The organism is Pseudomonas sp. DSV-1 (genome assembly GCF_035830915.1).
GTDB lineage: Bacteria > Pseudomonadota > Gammaproteobacteria > Pseudomonadales > Pseudomonadaceae > Aquipseudomonas.
Genome location: NZ_JAYMYG010000001.1, coordinates 1,551,827 through 1,571,369 on the forward strand (window position 1 = coordinate 1,551,827; position 19,543 = coordinate 1,571,369).

16 protein-coding genes are annotated in these 19,543 nt (G+C 58.9%); 2 read left to right on the top strand and 14 right to left on the bottom strand.

The window, feature by feature from the left end:
* Window positions 1-4 precede the first annotated feature (4 nt).
* The 3 genes from VSQ83_RS07415 to VSQ83_RS07425 all read right to left on the bottom strand — a co-directional run bounded on the left by VSQ83_RS07415 (window position 5) and on the right by VSQ83_RS07425 (window position 3,303).
* Window positions 5-892: a glucurono-1,5-lactonase gene (locus tag VSQ83_RS07415; protein WP_133078152.1), complete on the bottom strand. Its 888-nt coding sequence runs from the start codon at window positions 890-892 to the stop codon at window positions 5-7.
* Between the two features lie 47 nt (window positions 893-939).
* A complete protein-coding gene (locus tag VSQ83_RS07420) occupies window positions 940-1,767 on the bottom strand; it encodes an NAD-dependent epimerase/dehydratase family protein (protein ID WP_219261563.1) in 828 nt (275 codons plus the stop codon).
* Window positions 1,768-2,007: 240 nt separating this feature from the next.
* Window positions 2,008-3,303, bottom strand: a complete 1,296-nt coding sequence (locus tag VSQ83_RS07425) for an OprD family porin (protein WP_257622837.1) — start codon at window positions 3,301-3,303, stop codon at window positions 2,008-2,010.
* Between the two features lie 236 nt (window positions 3,304-3,539).
* Between VSQ83_RS07425 and VSQ83_RS07430 the strand changes: the two genes are divergently transcribed.
* On the top strand, window positions 3,540-4,622 hold the full coding sequence (locus VSQ83_RS07430) for an AI-2E family transporter (RefSeq protein WP_133078154.1): 1,083 nt from the start codon (window positions 3,540-3,542) through the stop codon (window positions 4,620-4,622).
* Here the strand turns inward: VSQ83_RS07430 and VSQ83_RS07435 are convergent.
* Window positions 4,619-6,703 (bottom strand): TonB-dependent receptor family protein, encoded by a 2,085-nt coding sequence (locus VSQ83_RS07435; RefSeq protein WP_326425895.1) that lies wholly within the window; start codon window positions 6,701-6,703, stop codon window positions 4,619-4,621. The genes VSQ83_RS07430 and VSQ83_RS07435 overlap by 4 nt on opposite strands.
* A 428-nt stretch (window positions 6,704-7,131) precedes the next feature.
* Between VSQ83_RS07435 and VSQ83_RS07440 the strand changes: the two genes are divergently transcribed.
* Window positions 7,132-7,401, top strand: coding sequence for a short-chain dehydrogenase (locus tag VSQ83_RS07440; RefSeq protein WP_326425896.1), 270 nt, complete (start codon window positions 7,132-7,134; stop codon window positions 7,399-7,401).
* A gap of 666 nt (window positions 7,402-8,067) precedes the next feature.
* Here VSQ83_RS07440 and VSQ83_RS07445 read toward each other — a convergent pair.
* The 10 genes from VSQ83_RS07445 to nuoG all read right to left on the bottom strand — a co-directional run bounded on the left by VSQ83_RS07445 (window position 8,068) and on the right by nuoG (window position 19,435).
* Window positions 8,068-8,496, bottom strand: coding sequence for a DUF4304 domain-containing protein (locus VSQ83_RS07445; RefSeq protein WP_219261560.1), 429 nt, complete (start codon window positions 8,494-8,496; stop codon window positions 8,068-8,070).
* Between the two features lie 94 nt (window positions 8,497-8,590).
* Window positions 8,591-9,193: a hypothetical protein gene (locus VSQ83_RS07450; RefSeq protein WP_326425898.1), complete on the bottom strand. Its 603-nt coding sequence runs from the start codon at window positions 9,191-9,193 to the stop codon at window positions 8,591-8,593.
* Between the two features lie 241 nt (window positions 9,194-9,434).
* Window positions 9,435-10,904 carry an NADH-quinone oxidoreductase subunit NuoN gene (gene nuoN, locus VSQ83_RS07455; RefSeq protein ID WP_133078158.1) on the bottom strand — a complete coding sequence of 490 codons (1,470 nt, stop codon included), beginning with the start codon at window positions 10,902-10,904 and terminating at the stop codon, window positions 9,435-9,437.
* 7 nt (window positions 10,905-10,911) lie between these two features.
* Complete coding sequence (gene nuoM / locus VSQ83_RS07460) at window positions 10,912-12,444, bottom strand: NADH-quinone oxidoreductase subunit M (protein WP_133078159.1); 1,533 nt, start codon at window positions 12,442-12,444, stop codon at window positions 10,912-10,914.
* Window positions 12,445-12,482: 38 nt separating this feature from the next.
* Entirely contained in the window at window positions 12,483-14,336 is a 1,854-nt protein-coding gene (gene nuoL / locus VSQ83_RS07465) for an NADH-quinone oxidoreductase subunit L (protein ID WP_133078160.1), read from the bottom strand.
* The gene (gene nuoK / locus VSQ83_RS07470) at window positions 14,333-14,641 is read right to left on the bottom strand and encodes an NADH-quinone oxidoreductase subunit NuoK (protein ID WP_019412103.1); all 309 of its coding nucleotides are present in this window, start codon (window positions 14,639-14,641) and stop codon (window positions 14,333-14,335) included. Before nuoK ends, nuoL begins: the two co-directional genes overlap by 4 nt.
* A 1-nt stretch (window position 14,642) precedes the next feature.
* Window positions 14,643-15,146, bottom strand: coding sequence for an NADH-quinone oxidoreductase subunit J (gene nuoJ, locus VSQ83_RS07475; RefSeq protein WP_019828520.1), 504 nt, complete (start codon window positions 15,144-15,146; stop codon window positions 14,643-14,645).
* Between the two features lie 9 nt (window positions 15,147-15,155).
* Window positions 15,156-15,704 (bottom strand): NADH-quinone oxidoreductase subunit NuoI, encoded by a 549-nt coding sequence (nuoI, locus tag VSQ83_RS07480; RefSeq protein WP_016780194.1) that lies wholly within the window; start codon window positions 15,702-15,704, stop codon window positions 15,156-15,158.
* A 12-nt stretch (window positions 15,705-15,716) separates the two neighbouring features.
* Window positions 15,717-16,724 (bottom strand): NADH-quinone oxidoreductase subunit NuoH, encoded by a 1,008-nt coding sequence (nuoH, locus tag VSQ83_RS07485; protein WP_019828518.1) that lies wholly within the window; start codon window positions 16,722-16,724, stop codon window positions 15,717-15,719.
* Window positions 16,721-19,435 carry an NADH-quinone oxidoreductase subunit NuoG gene (gene nuoG / locus VSQ83_RS07490; protein WP_326425900.1) on the bottom strand — a complete coding sequence of 905 codons (2,715 nt, stop codon included), beginning with the start codon at window positions 19,433-19,435 and terminating at the stop codon, window positions 16,721-16,723. The genes nuoH and nuoG overlap by 4 nt, the downstream gene beginning before the upstream one ends.
* Between the last annotated feature and the right edge of the window lie 108 nt (window positions 19,436-19,543).

Below are 19,543 nucleotides of genomic sequence, written 5' to 3' on the forward strand. Positions count from 1 at the left end.
GCAATCAGTGATTGAAGGCGGGCTCCGGCAGGCCTTTGACGCCTGGCCTTAGGGCAAACACCCCGCCTGCCAGCGGCTGGTCGGCGAGATCCCCGGCAGGACGAATCGAGGTCACGAACAGGGTGTCCAGGTCTGCGCCGCCAAAGGCACACATCGCGGGTTTTTTGACGGGCACGGCCAGGGAGCGGTCAAGCTTGCCTTCAGGGGTAAAGCGATGGATCAACCCCGCATCGTTGCCGCAGATCCAGTAGCAGCCATCCGCGTCGACGGCGGCGCCATCAGGGCGGCCTGCCTGTTCGGCCATGTCCACGAACAGGCGGCGGCCATGGGGCGTGCCGGTGTCGGTGTCGTAGTCAAACGCCCAGATCTTTTGCACATCGGGATGTGAGTCCGAGAGGTACATGGTTTTGCCGTCCGGGCTGAACGCCAGGCCGTTGGGTACGGTCAGCCCTTCAAGTTGCGCCTCGAGTGGTTCTTGCTGGCCCGCGCTGTAGCGATACATCGCGCCCACCGGCGCACCGGCGGCCATGTTCATCAACATGGTGCCCGCCCAGAAGCGTCCCTGGCGATCGCAACGGCCATCGTTAAATCGCATCCCTGGCAGGGCGTGGGTCACGCTGGCCAGCAGGCGACTGTCGAGGCTGCCATCGGTGTGGGGCGTGATGGCGAACAGCCCGTTCTCCATACCGGCGATCCAGCTGCCATTCCCTGCCTGAGCAATGCACGCGAGCATTTGCGAGGCTTGCCAGCTTTGGTTTTTGCCATCGGCGGGGCTCCAGCGGTGCAAGCGTTTTGCCGGGATATCCACCCAGAAAAGTGCCTGTTGCGCAGTGCTCCAGACCGGGCTTTCGCCGGTGGCGTTGCGTGCATCCAGAATCAGTTCAGCAGTCATGGCGGCTCAATCCTTGTCCGTATTCAGTGGTGTGCCCGGGGAGCGGTTTACTCGTCCCCGAACGGACCTGCCGCAACGAAGGCTCCGCCCTGGTAAACCATGGCTGGATCGTTGGCCGCTGGCACAGGCTGGGCGTCGATCTTGGCGCGGAATACTTCAGAGGTGTCCCTGGGCTCAAAACCCAGGTGGGCGGCAAAGCGGTTGTCCCACCACACGTTGAGGTTGTTGGAGGCGCCATAGACCACGGTGTGGCCGACATTGGGGGTGTACAGCGAGCGCTCGATCAACTGCGTGAGGTCGGCAAAGCTCAGCCAGGTGCTCATCATCCGGCGGTTTTGCGGCTCGGGGAACGAGGAGCCGATGCGGATGCTGACGGTTTCGATGCCGTAGCGATCGAAGTAGAAGGTGGCCATGTCTTCGCCGTAGGACTTGGACAGACCGTAATAGCCGTCCGGACGTCGCGGGGAGTGGGCATCCAGGGTTTGGTCCTGCTTGTAGAACCCGATGACATGGTTGGAGCTGGCGAAGATCACGCGCTTGACGCCATGACGGCGTGCGGCTTCGTAGATATGGAAAATACCGCTGATGTTGGGGCCCAGAATCTCTTCGAACGGACGCTCTACCGAGACCCCACCAAAGTGCAGGATGGCGTCTACACCTTCAACCATCTGGTGAACAGCGTGCTTGTCGGCAAGATCACAGAGGACTATTTCTTCGTGGCTATCGGCCGCGGGTGCTATTTGGGCGATATCAGAGAGTCGCAACACCTTCGCGTAGGGCTTGAGGCTTTCGCGCAGTACCTTCCCCAGACCGCCGGCAGCACCGGTGAGAAGAAGGCGATTGAAGGGGGTTTGGACAGTACGTGTGGTTGTCATCAAAAATCCCTGTATTTCTTGTTATTGTCATCTGTTGTCGTATGACTTGGCTTGGATTATTCACAGCCATTGTGGTGGTTGTCAATGCCGAATCCGTACTTGTAACGGCTAAGGTTTTACTATTTGGGGAGCGTCACATACCTGTGGGAGCTGGTTTGCCGGCGATGCAGACACCACGGTGTGGCAGGTTGCACAGATACCATCGCGAGCAAGCCCGCTCCCACAGATCAAGAAGGGCGCTTACAACAACGACAGCGGATAGCTGATGAAGATGCGGTTTTCGTCGAATTCGTGCGCGCTGTAATCGCGACGGATGCTCGCGTTGCGCCAGCGCAGGTTCAGGTCCTTGAACGTGCCGCTTTGCACGGTGTAGGCCAGTTCCGATTCGCGGCCCCATTCCTTGCCATCCGTAATGGCGCCGGTGTGGATGTTATCGCCGCTGATATAGCGGTTCATCATCGTCAGGCCGGGGACGCCAAGCACTGCAAAATCCAGGTCGTGGCGCAGTTGCCAGGAGCGTTCCTTGGCGTTGTCGTAGCTGGAGTTGTAGCTGTCGTTGGCCAATGTGCCGCCGCTGGTGCCGTTGACGCGGAACCAGCCATCGTCGCCGCTGATTTTCTGCAGGCCTACATACAGGGTGTTGCCTTTGTATTTGGCCGAAAGCAGGGCGTAGGCGGTTTTGTTGTCCAGATCGCCAGCCAGTTTGTTGCCGTCTTCCTTGCCCCAGAAATAGCCAAGGTTGGCGCCCAGGGTCACATCGCCGATGGGCTGGCTGTGCAGGACGTTCAGGAATTGCTGCTGATAGATATCTTCCAGCTGGGCGTACCACACGCCGACCTGAGTGCGCTTGTCGTTGAAGCTGTAATCACCGCCGGCAAAGTTGAAACGGTCGGAGGTAAAGGCGCCTTTACCGTTGAGCGACATTTCTTCCATGCTTGCATCGTTACGCGGACTGTTGGCACGGAACTGACCGCCATAGAGGTTCAGCCCGGCGATTTCTTTTGACGTGATCTGGCCGCCACGGAAGGTTTGAGGCAGGGAGCGCCCGTCATCCGAGCGCAGGATTGGCAATACAGGCATCCACTCGCCGATTTTAAGCTCCGTGCTGGATATTTTGGCCTTGGCTGCAACGCCCAGGCGGCCGAAGTTATCGGCGGGCTCGCCATCACTATGGGTCGGCAGCAGTTGTGTGCCGACTGTGCCTTTACCGCCATCGAGCTTCTGAGAGTAGAGCCCCAGCACATCCACCCCGAAACCGACCGTGCCTTGGGTAAAGCCGGACTTGACGTCGAGAATGAAGTTTTGTGTCCACTCTTCGGCTTTGCTTTGTGGATAGTTGGGGTTGGTGTAATTGCGGTTGATATAGGCGTTGCGCAGGGTCAGGGTGGCCTTGGTGTCGTCCACAAAGCCCTCTGCCATGCCCGTTAACGGCAAGGCCAGGCCCATGCTGCCGAGGCCGAGCAGCGCAAGGGAGCGGGTACTTTTGGCGTTTATCGAGCGTGTGAGAAGCGAGAGGGCGCAGGTAGGTGAAATCATCCGTAGAGCTCCTTGATCATTATTATTTTTGTTATCTGTTGTCATACAACTGGACGGATTTTTTACAGAGTGCGCACAGGGTTGTCAATGCTGCGTGATGTCGTTTTCATGGCTGCTGGCGCAAGTCGCGGGATTGAGCTTGAGTGTTCAAGGGGCAGTGCTTCTTATCGCAGCCGGTGTCAGGGGCTACACTGCGTCTATTCCAAGCATTCGCGGCCTACTGACATGGATGACACATGAACGAAACAAGTCTTCAACGCAAAACCCTGCTCCTGTTGCTGGCCTTGGTCACGATTGCCTTCATCTGGATTTTACTGCCGTTTTACGGGGCGATTTTTTGGGCTGTGGCCCTGGGGATCCTGTTCGCACCGCTGCAACGCAAGTTGCTGCTCAAGATGCGGGGGCGCCGCAATCTGGCAACGTTCACCACGTTGGGTGCGTGTACGGTGATCGCGATCATACCGGTGGTCATCACCACGGCCTTGCTGGTGCAAGAAGTGGCCACTCTCTACAAGGATGTTGAGAGCGGCAAGATCAACGTCGCCAGTTATGTCATGCAGTTCAAGGACATCTTGCCGCCCACGGCGCAGGACTGGCTTGATCATTTCGGCCTGGGCAGCATTGACGGTCTCAGTGAAAAAGTCTCCAAGGGCGTACTCGAAGGCAGCCAGTTTTTTGCCACTCAGGTCTTCAGTTTTGGCCAAAGTACCTTTGATCTGGTGGTGAGCTTTTTCATCATGCTGTACCTGCTGTACTTCTTTATTCGTGATGGCCAGCAAATGGTGCGCACCATCCGCAATGCGGTGCCGCTGGCAGAGCAGCAAAAACGCCTGTTGCAGCTCAAGCTGCGCCGTGTGGTTCGGGCCTCGGTCAAGGGCAACCTGGCGGTGGCCATTACCCAGGGGGCATTGGGCGGGGTGATTTTCTGGGTGCTGGGCATTCACAGTGCGCTGTTCTGGGCGGTGCTGATGATGTTTCTGTCGCTGCTGCCCGCCGTAGGCGCCGGGATCGTCTGGGCACCGGTCGCGGTTTACTTTGTAGTGACCGGTGCGGTCTGGGAAGGGGTAGTGCTGGCGCTGTACGGGGTATTCGTGATCGGCATGGTGGACAACGTGCTGCGCCCGATCCTGGTGGGTAAAGACACCAAAATGCCGGACTTCCTGATCCTGATTTCGACCCTGGGCGGCATGGCGATCTTTGGCCTCAATGGCTTTGTGATCGGGCCGTTGATCGCCGCCCTGTTCCTGTCCAGCTGGGGATTGTTCAGCGGCACCCGCCGCAAGGTGCGGTTGCCTGCCGATATCCAGACGGAGGATTAACGCAAGCTGTAGGAAACCCCTATGTAGGCGCCCATGCCTTCTCCAGGCGTGGAGCGTGCCGCATCCAGGCCTTTGTCGTCATAGCCGGGGGTAATGGTGGCGGCGTAGCGCTCACCGGTGAGGTTGCGCAGGTCGAGCCAGGTTTGCCAGTCCTGCTTGGGGGAGTTGTAGCCCAGCGTTGCGCCAAACAGCATGTACGACGACGCGTAGTACGAGTTGGCGTAATCCACCGCCATCCGCGAAGCCACCTGGGTGTTTACCCCGGCATAGAAGCCTTGCGGGTGGTCATAGCGGACTTCGGCCTGGTAGTAGTGTTGTGGGATGCCCGGCAACTTGTTATCACCGAAGCGCTCGTCATCACGGTAGTGGAAGTCGCTGAACGTGTAGGCCTGACGCAGGGATACTTTGCCTGCGGCTCGACCTTCCCACAGGAGGCTGTTGAGGCCTGCTTCGATGCCTTGGTGCACGGTTGGGCTGGCGTTGTATTCACCGACGATGGGTGACTCGATCTCCACGGTCAGTAACTCATGGCGTACGGCCGAGTAATACCAGGCCAGATCCCATTTACCTACCCATGACTCGCCACGTGTACCCAGCTCCAGCGTGGTAGCCGTCTGGTTTTGCATGGCTATCGGTGTGCTTTGACGATCTGTTGCGGGGCCGCTGTCTTTGAAGCGGTACGGCGAGCTCCAGATCATCGACCAAGGGTGCGGTGGTTCGACCGAGCGACTCAGGTTGCCATACACCTGCAGGTTCGGGTTGAACTCGTAGCGCAAGCCAACTCGGGGCGCGTAGTCCCAATCATGCTGGCTGACCTTGCCACCGCTCTCGGGGTAGCTCACATCGCTCTCGCGGCGGGTATAGATCAGCGCCATGCCGGTGGTCAGCCACAGGTCGGGGATCAGCTCAAGGTCATTGCTGGCGTGCAGCACGGTGTCTGAGCCTTGGTAGCTGAAGTCACGAGTCTTGGTGCCGACCGGGTATTTAGTCGAAATACGTACATATTCCGACGCACCGCTGTTAGGCAGGTGCTTGGTGTTGCGCAGGCCCACAGTGGTGTTGCTTTCAAGCCCGAACAGGGTGTCGCGACGCTTGTAGTTCAGCGTGCCGCTGACATCGGTGTAGGCAACTTTCAGGCGATTGGGGCCTTCACGCAGATCCATCGGGTAGTCGTGATAGACCAGGCCCACTTCCAGTTGCGAATCGTCATCCAGGTACATCGTGGTCTTGTTGCCCAGCCAGGTACTGCCGGGTTGCGGGCGGGTGTAGTCACCGCTGACGTAGGCCGGGTTGGCTGCCCGGGGATGATGCTTGATGCTGTCTTTGGTCACGCGCCCGGCCAGTTCGTTATCGGTTTCGCGATAGCGCAGGTAGAAGCGGGTTTCCAGTTGCGGGCTGAAGCGATAGCCGACGTTGGCGGCAATGCCTTTGCTGTTGCCAGCGGTGTGGTCCTGATAACCGTCAGTGTTGGAATCTGTCAGGGAGACGTAGTAGTCCAGATCCCCCAGCTCCTGCCCGGAGCTGATCTGGCGTTTCTGATAGCCGTAGCTGCCGGCTTCATAGCGCACCTGCAATGGCGCCGCGTCGTAGCCGGTATGGGTGACATAGTTGATCGACCCGCCCAGGGCCAGCGAGCCGGTTTCGAAACCGTTGGCGCCGCGCAGCACTTCGGCGCGGCTTAGCCACAAGGGTTCAAACAGTTCATAGGGCGTACCGCCGGGGCCGGTCAGCGGCAAACCGTCGAACATGACATACAGGCCTGAACCGTGGGCGCTGGGCGCGCGGTTGATACCCGAGCCGCGTACCGAGACCTTGGCCCCGTCATTGCCCGCTGATTGCGCATAGACCCCCGGTTGATAGGCCAGCACATCGGCATTGCTCGCAGTGCGGCCGTTTTCGACGCGGGTCATGTCGATCAGGTTGCTGGCGCCGGGGATTTGCTCAAGTGCGACCTTTGCGGCCTCAAGCTCACTGCTTTCTTCGCTGCGTACCTGAACCTCGCCCAGTTCCAGGGCACTGCCATAGGCGGGGGCGCTGCAGATCAGCGCCAAGGGTAAAAGTGAAGAAAGAGCAGAGCGCATTAATGGAGCTTCCAGATCGATGGGCGGGCGGCGCGCCAGCCTATACAAGCCGAGAATCACTCGCAACGTGCGGGCAGCATAAATTGAGTGGGAGTGGGCTTGCTCGCGATGCTACAAGCTCACGTTTTTTCGGGATTTTTCGCACAGGGTTGGCAATTGCTGGGGGCTTGGTGCGGGGCCTATAGTCGGTGCTCGCCGATAAGGCGAACGGATTTGGCGATCCGGAGTAACTTTAAATAAGTACATAATTGCTATATACGGTTGAGCGTGTATTTTGCTCGCAATGTTTTATGGCAGCTGTACGTGGGAGATCTTCGGGTCTGCCGGGTTTTCTTAAAGTTACCGGTTCGCCAACCCGCGTACAGCGGCCACCTTTTTTGTTTGGCGACAAAAATGGATGGCTAAATCCAACTTTAAGAGACTTACATATGACGAATTCACCGTACATTCCGCTTACCGCCATCGACTGCACCATCCCCGCCTTGCTGATCGACCGCAACGCCCCACTCGATGTACTCCATGCCAACGCTGCTGCCCGCATTCTTGTTGTAACCCAGCTGATGGAAATGTTCTCTAGCCGCGAAGTGCAGCAGGCCGATGCTGTTGATCTCAAGCATCTGGCCACGGTTTCGGCGCAATTGTTGCGCGACGGTTGTGACCTGCTCGATGTGCTGGGCTGGCGGTTGCGGCCTGCTTGATCGTGTTTGTTTAACTGATACGTTGAGTACATATCCGGCATTTGTGTCTAACTAAAACATTGGTTTCGCCCTTACGGCGAGTCCCTTTTTGAAGGACCAAAAAGGAACCAAAAAGTCCTCGCCCCAGCGTACGGCCTTCGCTTCGCTCAGGTTCCCTCGTTCCGGTCCCGCCCCGTGGGCCCGCCGTGACGGGCCATCCTTGGCCCAACACGGCTCTCCCGGCATCCATGCCGGGATGCCCACTGCGCAGAACCTCCTCTCGGCCTCCCGAAGGGGCGGGCAGATCAAAAGCATTTCGCGCCGAGGCGGCCGACCGGCCGGCCTGTTTGGTGTAAGTGCGCGCTGCTCAATCTGTAGTCGCTGACGAGGAACGAAGGCTGCGTTCGGCGACGAAGTCGTCGCAAAATCAGACAATGCGTTGTGTCAGCTAAACCAGGTTCTCAGGGTTTGCGACTGCTGCGTCGCAGTGGCGTACCAAACTGGACGCAGCCTTCGTTCCTCGTCAGCGGTTACAGGGGTCTGCTTGATATCGCTTGTTTAACGGGAATATCGGTTTCGCCCTTACGGCTGATCACTTTTCCAGACGCCGAAAAAGTCCCCCAAAAGGCGTTTCCCTGTGTATCACCGCACGTCACGTCTGAGAAACTCATCCCGGGTCGAAGGGGCTTACGAGGTTGAGTTGTCACAGAGCGGGCCTTTAGCCCAATGGTCAGTCGCTTCAGCGCTCAGGTAAGGCAGTACCTCCCGGGCCGTATCTTCGAATCGGGTAGTGCGGGTGCCTTTATTGTCATATCTGAACCAGTGGTCTCCTTCCATGGCCGCGCCCAACCGAATGCGTTTATTGGGATGCAGGTGCGTGGCGACCACTTTTGCCGCGGGGATCTGCTCGCCCCAATGCAGGGTGACTCCCTCAGTCGGACTGACAGCGACTTCAATAACAAAACCGCCTCCATGTTTATCAAACTGAAACGTTAGCAGGTCAATTTGCTGTCCCGTGTTACGGCGAAAGTGAGGAAAAGACCCCTTAAACCCCATGCAGCGAAGTACCGTGACGACATGTTCTTTTAATGCGGCATCAATTTTCTCGCGTTCCATGGCATGACTCCATTTGGCAGGCAGTTATTCGGTCAGACATGCGCAGGTGCCAGTCGAACAGCATTGCCGTTGTTCGGGTGTGGCAGGTTTTTACTCAGCAGTTGAATACTGGCGCATAGCGTTCTTCACGTTTTTTAAAGTGGACGGGTGCCATGGGCACTTTTTCACCATTCACGTAAATATCCGGGAAGGTGAGTGTGAAGTCATCCATGTCGCCCTTGCCCAGTGGCGTTCCCTTACGGCTGCTGGTGTGTTCCTGCGGGTCAAAGCCGGTTTCCAATTGATCGATACTGACTTGATAGGTTTCACCCGTCGCCAGCGTTACGCTCACCCTGGGGGAGGCGGCACTCACCCACAGAGGCGGGTCGGTTTGTTTGTAGGCTGCTCGGCGTTGATCCGGGGTGTTCAGATTGCGCAAGCGTGGAGGTATGTAGAGTCGGCCAAACAGGCGAAGCTCGGTATCAACTGAGCGCAGGTTACCCGGCCAGCTCGATGTGCCCGGCGGCGCTACATAGACCAGTACATGCACCCAATTGAGTTCTTCCGAGAGGGGGGCAAAGCTCATTGCTGCTTTTGGACCAGGGCAGGTGCGATCAAGCACGGCGTTTTTACCCGTTGCGGATTCCGGATACAGATAGGGCCCCGTGCTGCATCCTGCGAGCAACGCCATGAGCGGATAGAGGAAGTATTTCTTCATTGGGGGGCCAACTCCATTTGCGGTATTGCCGACTATGTCATCTCTGCGATGGCTTCTCATCAGTTCTGTTTCGGGTTCTGCTGGCCATCCTGGGCCTTCCGGCGGTGCGCACAGATCAAAAGCAATGCGCGTCGAGGCAGTCTGTTTTCGTGTTGACGACCCGTAGCCAGCGGCTACAAATCCAACAAAAAACCCCGTGAAGGCCAGGCCTTCACGGGGTTTCGGGTACAGCGCTTAACGCTTAGCCAGCAAAGTTCAGCGCGGCGTGTTGCACCAGTTCCAGCATTGGCTGCGGGTATACACCCAGGAAGAACACCATGACCGAAACCGCCAGCAACATGACGCCGCCGGCTTTTTGTTCCCAGTTCAGCGGAGCATCGTGGCGATGCAGTTTCGGCTCGACCAGGTACAGGGTCACCATCACACGCAGGTAGTAGAACACGCCAATGGCGCTACCCAGGATCAGGGAACCGACCAGCCACCATTGGTGAGCTTCAACGCCCGTGGCAATGATGTAGAACTTGCCGATAAAGCCCGCAGTCAGCGGAATGCCCGCCAGCGACAGCATCATCACGGTCATGACCGCCGTCAGGTACGGACGGCGCCAGAACAGGCCGCGGTACTCGTACAGGGCGTCTGCGTCACGGCCTTTGTACGGCGAGGACATCAGGGTAATGACACCGAATGCACCCAGGCTGGTCAGCACGTAGGTGATCAGGTAAACACCGATCGCTTCCATGGCCATGCCCTTGCTCGCCACCAGGGCGATCAGCAGGTAGCCGAAGTGGGCGATGGACGAGTAACCCAGCAGTCGCTTGAGGTTGTTTTGGGTCAGGGCCAGCAAGTTACCGAACAGGATCGAGGCAATCGCGATCACGGTCAGTACATCGCTCATCACACCGGTAGTCGCCGAAGGCGTGATCTGGAACAGACGCACCATCACGGCAAACACGGCCACTTTCGACGCGGTAGCCAGGAAGGCGGCGACCGGAGCCGGGGCACCTTCGTACACGTCTGGCGTCCAGAGGTGGAAAGGAACCAGGGACAGTTTGAATGCCAGGCCCACCAACATCATGCCCAGACCCAGTTGTGCCAGCGGCGCAGGTACGCCAGTGGCTGCCAGGGCCAGACCAATGCCGCTGAAGCTCAGGCTGCCGGCTTCGGCGTACAGCAAGGCCATGCCGAACAACAGGAACGCGGAACCGGCTGCCGACAGCACCATGTACTTGATGCCGGCTTCCAGGGAGCGCTTGTTGAAGAAGGCATACGCCACCAGGCCGTAAACCGGTACCGAGAGCAGTTCCAGACCGATAAACAGGCCCGCCAGGTGTTGTGCGCTGACCAGCACGATACCGCCGGTCGCAGCCAGCAGCATCAGCAGGTAAAGCTCTTCACGGTTGCCCGGGTAGCCCGTGCCGCCTTCGCCCAGATAGGCGTGAGCCAGGGTGACGCAGGCCAGGGTCGCGGCCAGGATCAGCCCGATGTACAGAAAGGCGAAGTTGTCCATCATCAACAGCGGGGTGACAGCCAGTGGAGCAACTTTCAACGCCGGGAAGATCGACAACAAGGCCAGGTTAAGACCCGCCACCGAAAGCAGGAAGGTCTGTGAGTGGTTGCGGCGCCACGCGATTGCCAGCATCACCACAACAACGGTGAGGCTGGTAATCAGCAGTGGAGCAAGCGCGATAAAGTGTTGGATCGTGAATTCCATAGCGCTCTTACCGGGCCGAAGCGAGTTGAGTGAAGGCGGTGCCGAGCCATTGCTGCACGCCATGCATGGTGGCAGCCGAGGTATCGAGGAACGGTTGTGGGTACACGCCGATGAAAATCAGCAATACCGCCAGACCGAGCACCATGATCAGTTCACGTGCATCCATGCCGGCCAGTACAGCGTCGGACTTGGACGGGCCGAAATAGGCACGGTGAATCATGATCAGCGAGTAGACCGAACCAAACACCAGACCGGTCGTTGCAATGGCCGTGATCCATGGGAAGCTGGCGAACGAGCCAATCAGGATCAGGAACTCACCCACGAAGTTACCGGTACCCGGCAAGCCCAGGGACGCTGCCGCGAAGAACAGGCTGATGGCGGGCAGGTAAGCGATCTTGGACCACAAACCACCCATCTCACGCATGTCACGGGTATGCAGACGCTCGTACAGTTGACCGCTGAGGATAAACAGCGCGGCAGCCGAAACACCGTGGGCCAGCATCTGGATCACTGCGCCTTGCAGGGCCAGCTGGCTGCCGGAGTAGATACCGATCAGTACGAAGCCCATGTGCGAAACACTGGAGAACGCGATCAGACGCTTGATGTCGGTTTGTGCGAAGGCCAGGAATGCACCGTAGAAAATCCCGATCAGGCCCAGGGCCATGGCGATCGGCGCAAACTCGGCCGAAGCATTCGGGAACAGCGGCAAGGCGAAACGCAGCAGACCATACGCAGCGGTCTTCAACAGGATACCGGCCAGATCGACCGAACCTGCGGTAGGTGCCTGTGCGTGAGCATCCGGCAGCCAAGAGTGGAACGGTACAACCGGCAGCTTCACGGCAAAGGCAATGAAGAAGCCCAGCATCAGGATGTACTCAGTGGTGAGCGACATCTTGGTTTTCAGCAACTCGGCGTAGCTGAAGGTAATCACGCCGGTGCTGTTGAAGTTGACCAGCACCAGACCCAGGATCGCCACCAGCATGATCAGGCCGGAAGCCTGAGTGAAGATGAAGAACTTGGTCGCGGCGTAGATACGGGTTTTCTTGCCGTCCGATGAGCTGTGACCCCAGAGCGCGATGAGGAAGTACATCGGCACCAGCATCATTTCCCAGAAGAAGAAGAACATGAACAGGTCGATGGCGAGGAACACGCCAACCACGCCGCCCAGGATCCACATCAGGTTCAGGTGGAAGAAGCCCACGTGACGCTGAATTTCTTTCCAGGAACACAGAACCGACAGCACACCGAGCAAGCCGGTCAGCAGGATCATCAGCAGCGACAGGCCGTCCAGCGCCAGGTGCACGCTGATACCGAAACGTGCAATCCAGGTGTGCTGGAACTCAAGGGCCCAGGTCGGATCGGCGCCAGGCGCCGGTGCAAATGAGTAGTTCCCCTGGGACCACAGCCAAAGGCCGAGGGCAAGCTCAAGGGACATGGTCAGCAATGCAATCCAGCGGGGCAGGGTGGAGCCGAAACGCTCACCCAGCCAGCACAGGAGGCCGCCGATAAAGGGGATCAGGATTAGCCAAGGCAGAATCATGACGGGCTCAATTCCTTTCGCAAAGTCGAAGGTTCATATCAGACCGCTACCAACACGATGGCGCCCATGACCAGTACAGCACCGGCGGCCATGGATGCAGCGTACCAACGCAGTTGACCGGTTTCGCTGCGGCTCAGGGCGTTATGCCCGGCCTTGGCCATCTTCGGGATCAAACCAATGGTCTGGTCCAGAGGATCTTTGGCCAGCAAGCGGCAGATCAACAGGTACGGTTTGACGAACAGTTTGTCGTACAGCCAGTCGAAGCCCCAGGCAGCGAACCACCAGGCCGACAGGAAGCGACCGATGCCGCTGTTGGCGACTGCGGTTACAAAGCGACGCTTGCCCAGGTACAGCAGGGCGGCGAGCAGGATACCGGCCAGGGCGATGGCGCCCGAGGCGATTTCCAGGCTGTGCTTGGCTTCACCGCCAGCATGGCCAACGCTTTGTGGCAGTACACCGGCCAGTGGCGGGGTGATCATGGCGCCGATGAAGGTCGACAGTACGATCAGCACGCTCAATGGCAGCCAGTAGGTCACGCCGTGGCCCGCATGCGCTTCAGTCTTGGCTTCACCGTGGAACGTGATGAAGATCAGGCGGAAGGTGTACAGCGAGGTCATGAACGCACCGACCAGACCGGCATACAACAGTTCGTTGTTACCGCTGGCGAAGGCTTCCCAGAGGATTTCGTCCTTGGAGTAGAAACCGGCCGTCAGCAATGGCAAGGCAGACAGCGCCGCGCCACCGACGATAAAGCTGGCGTAGGCCAGAGGCAGTTTTTTCCACAGGCCGCCCATCTTGAAGATGTTCTGCTCGTGATGGCAGGCAACGATCACCGCACCCGATGCAAGGAACAACAGCGCCTTGAAGAAGGCGTGGGTCATCAGGTGGAAGATCGCGCCGTCCCAGGCACCTACGCCCAATGCCAGGAACATGTAGCCGATCTGGCTCATGGTCGAGTAGGCAAGGATGCGTTTGATGTCGGTTTGTACCAGTGCAGCAAAACCGGCCAGGACCAGGGTCACACCGCCGACGATGCCGACCAGGTGCAGCACGTCAGGCGCCAGGGTGAACAGGCCGTGGGTACGGGCAATCAGGTATACACCGGCCGTTACCATGGTTGCGGCGTGGATCAGGGCTGACACCGGGGTAGGACCGGCCATGGCGTCTGCCAGCCAGGTTTGCAGCGGCAGTTGCGCAGATTTACCGACAGCGCCGCCCAGCAGCATCAAGGTCGCCAGTACGATCCAGAAATCACCGGCCTGGAACTTCTGAGGTGCCAGAACCAGCAGTTCCTGAATATTCAGCGTGCCCAGTTGCTGGAACAGGATGAACAGGCCGATGGCCAGGAACACGTCGCCGACGCGGGTCACGATAAAGGCTTTGAGTGCGGCGTTACCGTTGTTGCGGTTGCTGTAGTAGAAACCGATCAACAGATACGAGCACAAGCCCACGCCTTCCCAGCCGAAGTACACGAACAGCAGGTTATCGGCCAGGATCAGGAACAGCATGCTGGCGATAAACAGGTTGGTGTAGGCAAAGAAACGTGAGTAGCCGTTTTCGCCGCGCATGTACCACGAAGCAAACACGTGGATCAGGAAGCCCACGCCAACCACTACGCCGAGCATGGTGACCGACAGGCCGTCCAGGTGCAGGGCGAAGTTGGGCTTGAAGCCTTCCACCGACATCCACTGCCACAGCACTTGCGTGTACTCGCCGCCGGGTGGCGGTGCGACATTGAATTGCCAGATCACATACGCGGCCACGATGGCCGACAGGCCAATGGAGCCAACGCCGATCACGGCCGAGAGGTTTTCGCTGAAGCGTCCACGGGAGAACGACAGCAGCAAAAAACCGATCAGGGGGAATACGAAAGTCAGAAAGAGAAGGTTCATCCGCGCATCTCACTGGCAGCATCGATATCAAGCGTATGGAAGCGGCGATACAGCTGCAGCAGGATCGCCAGGCCAATACTGGCCTCAGCGGCTGCCAGGGTGATCACCAGGATGAACATCACTTGTCCATCCGGCTGCGCCCAGCGTGCACCGGCAACGATGAAGGCCAGTGCAGCGGCGTTCATCATGATTTCCAGACTCATCAATACGAAGAGAATGTTGCGACGTACCATCAGGCCGACCAGACCGAGGCAGAACAGGATGCCCGCTACCGCGAGACCATGTTCGAGAGGTATTCCTGGCATGTTATTGCTCCTTCGCCTCAGTGCGGCCCAAGTGGAACGCCGTCACAGCTGCAGCAAGCAGCAGCATCGAGGCGAGTTCGACCACCAGCAGGTACGGGCCGAACAGGCTGATGCCCACGGCTTTGGCATCAATGGTGGTTTGACCGATTGCCGCACCGCTCTGGTGAGCGAACAGCACGTACAGCAATTGGGCCAGCAGGATGGCCGACAAAATGCTCGGACCGATCCAGATGCCCGGCTTGAGCCAATGGCGTTCTTGCGTCACCGAGGCAGGGCCCTGGTTGAGCATCATCACCACGAACACAAACAGCACCATGATGGCACCGGCGTAGGCGATCACTTCGAGCACACCGGCAAAGGGTGCACCGAGGCTAAAGAACGTCATCGCCACGGCAATCAGCGAAATAATCAGGTAGAGCAGGGCGTGCACAGGGTTGGTGTTGGTGATCACGCGTAGCGTGGACACGACAGCGACACCCGATGCGAAATAGAAAGCGAATTCCATCGTTCTTCCTTAAGGCAGCAAGCTCTTCACGTTGATCGGCTCGGCTTCGTTCTGGGCAGCGCCTTTCGGCTTGCCCTCAACGGCCATACCCGCAACACGATAGAAGTTGTAATCAGGGTTCTTACCGGGACCGGAGATCAGCAGATCTTCTTTCTCGTACACCAGATCCTGACGTTTGAACTCGGCCATCTCGAAATCCGGTGTCAGCTGGATCGCGGTGGTCGGGCAGGCTTCCTCACACAGGCCGCAAAAAATGCAGCGTGAGAAGTTGATGCGGAAGAACTCCGGGTACCAACGACCATCTTCGGTTTCGGCTTTTTGCAGCGAGATGCAGCCTACCGGGCACGCGACAGCGCACAGGTTACAGGCTACACAACGCTCTTCGCCGTCCGGGTCGCGGGTCAGGACAATCCGGCCACGGTAGCGCGGTGGCAGGTAGACCGGTTCTTCCGGGTATTGCAGCGTGTCACGCTTGCGGAAGGCATGGCCAAAGACCATCACCAAGCTGCGAAGCTGGGTGTAGGTGCCATGCACGATGTCAAACAGGTACTTGAACATGGGTCTCTATCCTCACTGAACCGCGCCGGCAGGCGTGTTCAACAACACGACTGCGGCGGTCACCAGCAAATTGATCAGGGTCAGCGGCAGGCAGAACTTCCAGCTGAAGTCCATCACTTGGTCATACCGTGGGCGCGGAATAGAAGCGCGCAACAGGATGAAGATCATGATGAAAAACGCGGTCTTCAGGGCGAACCAGATAAACGGGATCTGCGGCAGGATGCCGAAAGGCCCGTGCCAGCCACCGAAGAACAAAGTCACCAGCAACGCCGAGATCAACACGATCCCGATGTATTCACCGACGAAGAACATGCCCCATTTCATGCCGGCGTATTCAATGTGGTAACCATCGGCCAGTTCCTGTTCTGCTTCTGGCTGGTCGAAGGGGTGACGGTGAGTCACGGCCACGCCTGCGATGAAGAAGGTCAGGAAACCGAAGATCTGCGGAATGATGAACCACAGGTTCTGCGCCTGGTACTCAACGATGTCGCGCATGTTGAACGAGCCAACCTGCACCACGATGCCCATCAGCGCCAGGCCCATGAACACTTCGTAGGAAACCGTCTGTGCCGAGGCGCGCAAGGCACCCAGCAGCGCGAACTTGTTGTTGCTCGACCAGCCTGCAAACAACACCGCATAGACCGACAGGCCGGCCATCGCGAAGAAGAACAGGATACCGACGTTCAGATCCGCCACGCCCCAGGTCGGGGTGATCGGGATAATCGCGAAGGCGATCAGCAAGGCGCTCATGGCCACAACCGGTGCCAGGGTGAAGATCACCTTGTCGGCAAACGGTGGGGTCCAGTCTTCCTTGAAGAACATCTTGATCATGTCGGCGGCGATCTGGAACGCGCCGAACGGGCCCACGCGGTTCGGACCGTAACGGTCTTGCCACAAGGCCAGCAGGCGACGCTCGACCCAGCTGAGCAGCGCGCCGCACACCACGACGGCGAGCAGGATGACCACGGCTTTGAGCACCGAGATAATCACGTCGATCACTTCAGGGGTGAACCAGGTCATTGGGCTGCCTCCTGCAAACCGTCAACGGTAAGGCCAAAGATCGCAGGCGGGATACCGGCGAGGCCTGCTGGCAATGCCACCAGACCTGAACCCAGCTCTTCATTGATACGCAGCGGCAGACGCAGGGTCACGCCGGCAACGTTCAGGCTGAGCAGCGCGCCATCATTGACACCCAGACGGTCGGCTTCGGATTTGGCCAGTGCGATGTAGGCAGCCGGAATGCGTTCCTGAACCGGCGCGGCTTTGGAAGAGTTCTCTTCGCTGCCCAGCAGGTGGAAGAACGGCACGACTTGCCAGGTGCCACGTGCCGGGTTGAATGCGCCCGGGATGTTGGCGAACCAGCTCAGCGAATCACCTGTGCTTTCGATCAGGCGGGTGCCCGGGTCGCCAGCGCGGATATGACCACCCACTTCGTCCTGGAACTTGTTCCACGCTTGTGGCGAGTTCCAGCCCGGCGACCAGGCGAACGGTACTTGCTGGCGCGGTTCGACGGAGCCCGAGTAACCTTCCATGGAGAAGGCGAACGCGGTATCCGGGTCTTGCGGGGTACGAGGTTCGTGCACGCTGATGTTGGCACGCATGGCGGTACGGCCGCTGTAACGCAGCGGTTCGCGAGCCAGTTTCATGCCCTTGATGCGGAACGCAGCAGACGGCGCGGCATCAACGATGCGGGCCAGTGCAGGTGTGCTTGCAGCAGTGGCTTGCGTGACGTGGTCGAGCAAGGTCCAGTCAACCGGCTTGTTCAGCAGGGTGCTGCGCAGGGCATGCAACCAGCGCCAGCCTTCGTGAACCAGGATGCTGGCGTCCAGATAAGTCGGGTCGAAGACCTGGAAGAAGCGCTGGGCGCGGCCTTCCTGGCTGACCAGAGTACCGTCGCCTTCAGCGAAGCTGGCTGCCGGCAGTACCAGGTCGGCACGGTCGGTGGTGGCCGTCTTCTGGTGGTCGGCAACGATCACCACTTTGGCAGCGTCCAGCGCGGCGTTGACCTTGACGGCGTCGACGCGGGTGAACAGGTCGTTTTCCAGTACCACGATGGCGTCGGCTTTACCGTCGATCACCGCTTGCAGGGCTGCATCTACCGAATCGCCACCCAGCATGGCCAGGCCGAGGCTGTTGGCTTCCGGCACGACGAGGCTGATGGAACCGGCTTTTTCACGCAGGTGCAGGGCTTTGGCGATGTTGCCTGCCGCTTCGATCAGGGCCTTGGAGCCCAGGGAAGTACCGGCAATGATCAATGGGCGTTTGGCCGCGAGCAGGGCGTCGGCGATGCGCTTGGCCAGCTCCAGTGCTTCAGCGTCCAGGCCGGCAACGGCAGGGGCGCTGGCGTCGAGGGCGTGAGCCACGGCGAAACCGATACGGGCCAAGTCATCCGGCGCAGCGTGTACGCATTCTTCAGCCACGTCATCGAGCTTGGTTTCAGCCAGGCTTGCGATAAACAGCGGGTTCAGCGCGTGCTGGCCGATGTTTTTCACGGCGGCATCGAGCCACGGCTGAACGCGCATGGCGTCGGCCATGTCCTCAGCCTTGCCCTTGACCGATTGACGCAGTGACAGCGCCATGCGGGCGGCGGTCTGGGTCAGGTCTTCGCCGAGGACGAAAATGGCGTCGTGATCTTCGATCTCGCGCATGTTCGGCACTGGCAGCGGGCTGTCTTTCAATACTTGCAGCACCAGGCGGATGCGCTCCAGCTCACCGGCTTCGATGCCCGAGTAGAAGTGCTCGGCGCCGACCAGTTCGCGCAACGCGTAGTTGCTTTCGAGGCTGGCCCGTGGCGAACCGATACCGACAATGTTGCGACCGCGTAGCAGGTCAGCGGCTTTATCCAGCGCGTTGTCCAGGCTCAGCTTGGTGCCGTCGGCCAGCAGTGGCTGACGTGGACGATCGGTGCGGTTGACGTAGCCATAGCCGAAACGACCACGGTCACACAGGAAGTACTGGTTGACCGAACCGTTGAAGCGGTTTTCGATGCGACGCAGTTCCCCATAACGCTCGCCCGGGCTGATGTTGCAGCCGCTGGAGCAACCGTGGCAGATGCTCGGTGCAAACTGCATGTCCCACTTGCGGTTGTAGCGCTCGGAGTGGGTTTTGTCGGTGAACACACCGGTCGGGCAGACTTCGGTGAGGTTGCCCGAGAACTCGCTTTCGAGCACGCCGTCTTCAACGCGACCGAAGTACACGTTGTCGTGGGCACCGAATACGCCCAGGTCAGTGCCGCCAGCGTAGTCTTTATAGAAGCGTACACAGCGATAGCAGGCGATGCAGCGGTTCATCTCGTGAGAAATGAACGGGCCCAGTTGCTGGTTCTGGTGGGTACGCTTGGTGAAGCGATAACGGCGCTCGTTGTGGCCGGTCATCACGGTCATGTCTTGCAGGTGACAGTGACCGCCTTCTTCGCACACCGGGCAGTCGTGCGGGTGGTTGGTCATCAGCCATTCAACAACGCTGGCGCGAAACACTTTCGCCTCTTCGTCGTCGATGGAGATCCAGCTACCGTCGGTGGCCGGGGTCATGCATGACATGACGATACGACCACGCTTGTCGTTCTCGTCGGTGTACTGCTTGACGGCGCATTGGCGACAAGCGCCAACACTGCCCAGGGCAGGGTGCCAGCAGAAATACGGGATATCGAGGCCCAGCGACAGACACGCCTGTAACAGGTTGTCTGCCCCATCGACTTCGAGATCTTTGCCGTCTACGTGGATAGTGGCCATTGTTCAAAGGTCTTCGTTGGCCCGGTGTCAGCGGGCGTGGCTAATGGAATCTTGTTATGCGTTCGAAACAACTCAGCCTCACGGCGTTATCGAACGATCAAAGAGCGG

What these genes read in the sequence shown, in the direction of transcription:
- VSQ83_RS07415 (WP_133078152.1), bottom strand. Translation starts at nt 892, where the DNA reads ATGACTGCTGAACTGATTCTGGATGCACGCAACGCCACCGGCGAAAGC.
- VSQ83_RS07420 (WP_219261563.1), bottom strand. Translation starts at nt 1,767, where the DNA reads ATGACAACCACACGTACTGTCCAAACCCCCTTCAATCGCCTTCTTCTC.
- VSQ83_RS07425 (WP_257622837.1), bottom strand. Translation starts at nt 3,303, where the DNA reads ATGATTTCACCTACCTGCGCCCTCTCGCTTCTCACACGCTCGATAAAC.
- VSQ83_RS07430 (WP_133078154.1), top strand. Translation starts at nt 3,540, where the DNA reads ATGAACGAAACAAGTCTTCAACGCAAAACCCTGCTCCTGTTGCTGGCC.
- VSQ83_RS07435 (WP_326425895.1), bottom strand. Translation starts at nt 6,703, where the DNA reads ATGCGCTCTGCTCTTTCTTCACTTTTACCCTTGGCGCTGATCTGCAGC.
- VSQ83_RS07440 (WP_326425896.1), top strand. Translation starts at nt 7,132, where the DNA reads ATGACGAATTCACCGTACATTCCGCTTACCGCCATCGACTGCACCATC.
- VSQ83_RS07445 (WP_219261560.1), bottom strand. Translation starts at nt 8,496, where the DNA reads ATGGAACGCGAGAAAATTGATGCCGCATTAAAAGAACATGTCGTCACG.
- VSQ83_RS07450 (WP_326425898.1), bottom strand. Translation starts at nt 9,193, where the DNA reads ATGAAGAAATACTTCCTCTATCCGCTCATGGCGTTGCTCGCAGGATGC.
- nuoN (WP_133078158.1), bottom strand. Translation starts at nt 10,904, where the DNA reads ATGGAATTCACGATCCAACACTTTATCGCGCTTGCTCCACTGCTGATT.
- nuoM (WP_133078159.1), bottom strand. Translation starts at nt 12,444, where the DNA reads ATGATTCTGCCTTGGCTAATCCTGATCCCCTTTATCGGCGGCCTCCTG.
- nuoL (WP_133078160.1), bottom strand. Translation starts at nt 14,336, where the DNA reads ATGAACCTTCTCTTTCTGACTTTCGTATTCCCCCTGATCGGTTTTTTG.
- nuoK (WP_019412103.1), bottom strand. Translation starts at nt 14,641, where the DNA reads ATGCCAGGAATACCTCTCGAACATGGTCTCGCGGTAGCGGGCATCCTG.
- nuoJ (WP_019828520.1), bottom strand. Translation starts at nt 15,146, where the DNA reads ATGGAATTCGCTTTCTATTTCGCATCGGGTGTCGCTGTCGTGTCCACG.
- nuoI (WP_016780194.1), bottom strand. Translation starts at nt 15,704, where the DNA reads ATGTTCAAGTACCTGTTTGACATCGTGCATGGCACCTACACCCAGCTT.
- nuoH (WP_019828518.1), bottom strand. Translation starts at nt 16,724, where the DNA reads ATGACCTGGTTCACCCCTGAAGTGATCGACGTGATTATCTCGGTGCTC.
- nuoG (WP_326425900.1), bottom strand. Translation starts at nt 19,435, where the DNA reads ATGGCCACTATCCACGTAGACGGCAAAGATCTCGAAGTCGATGGGGCA.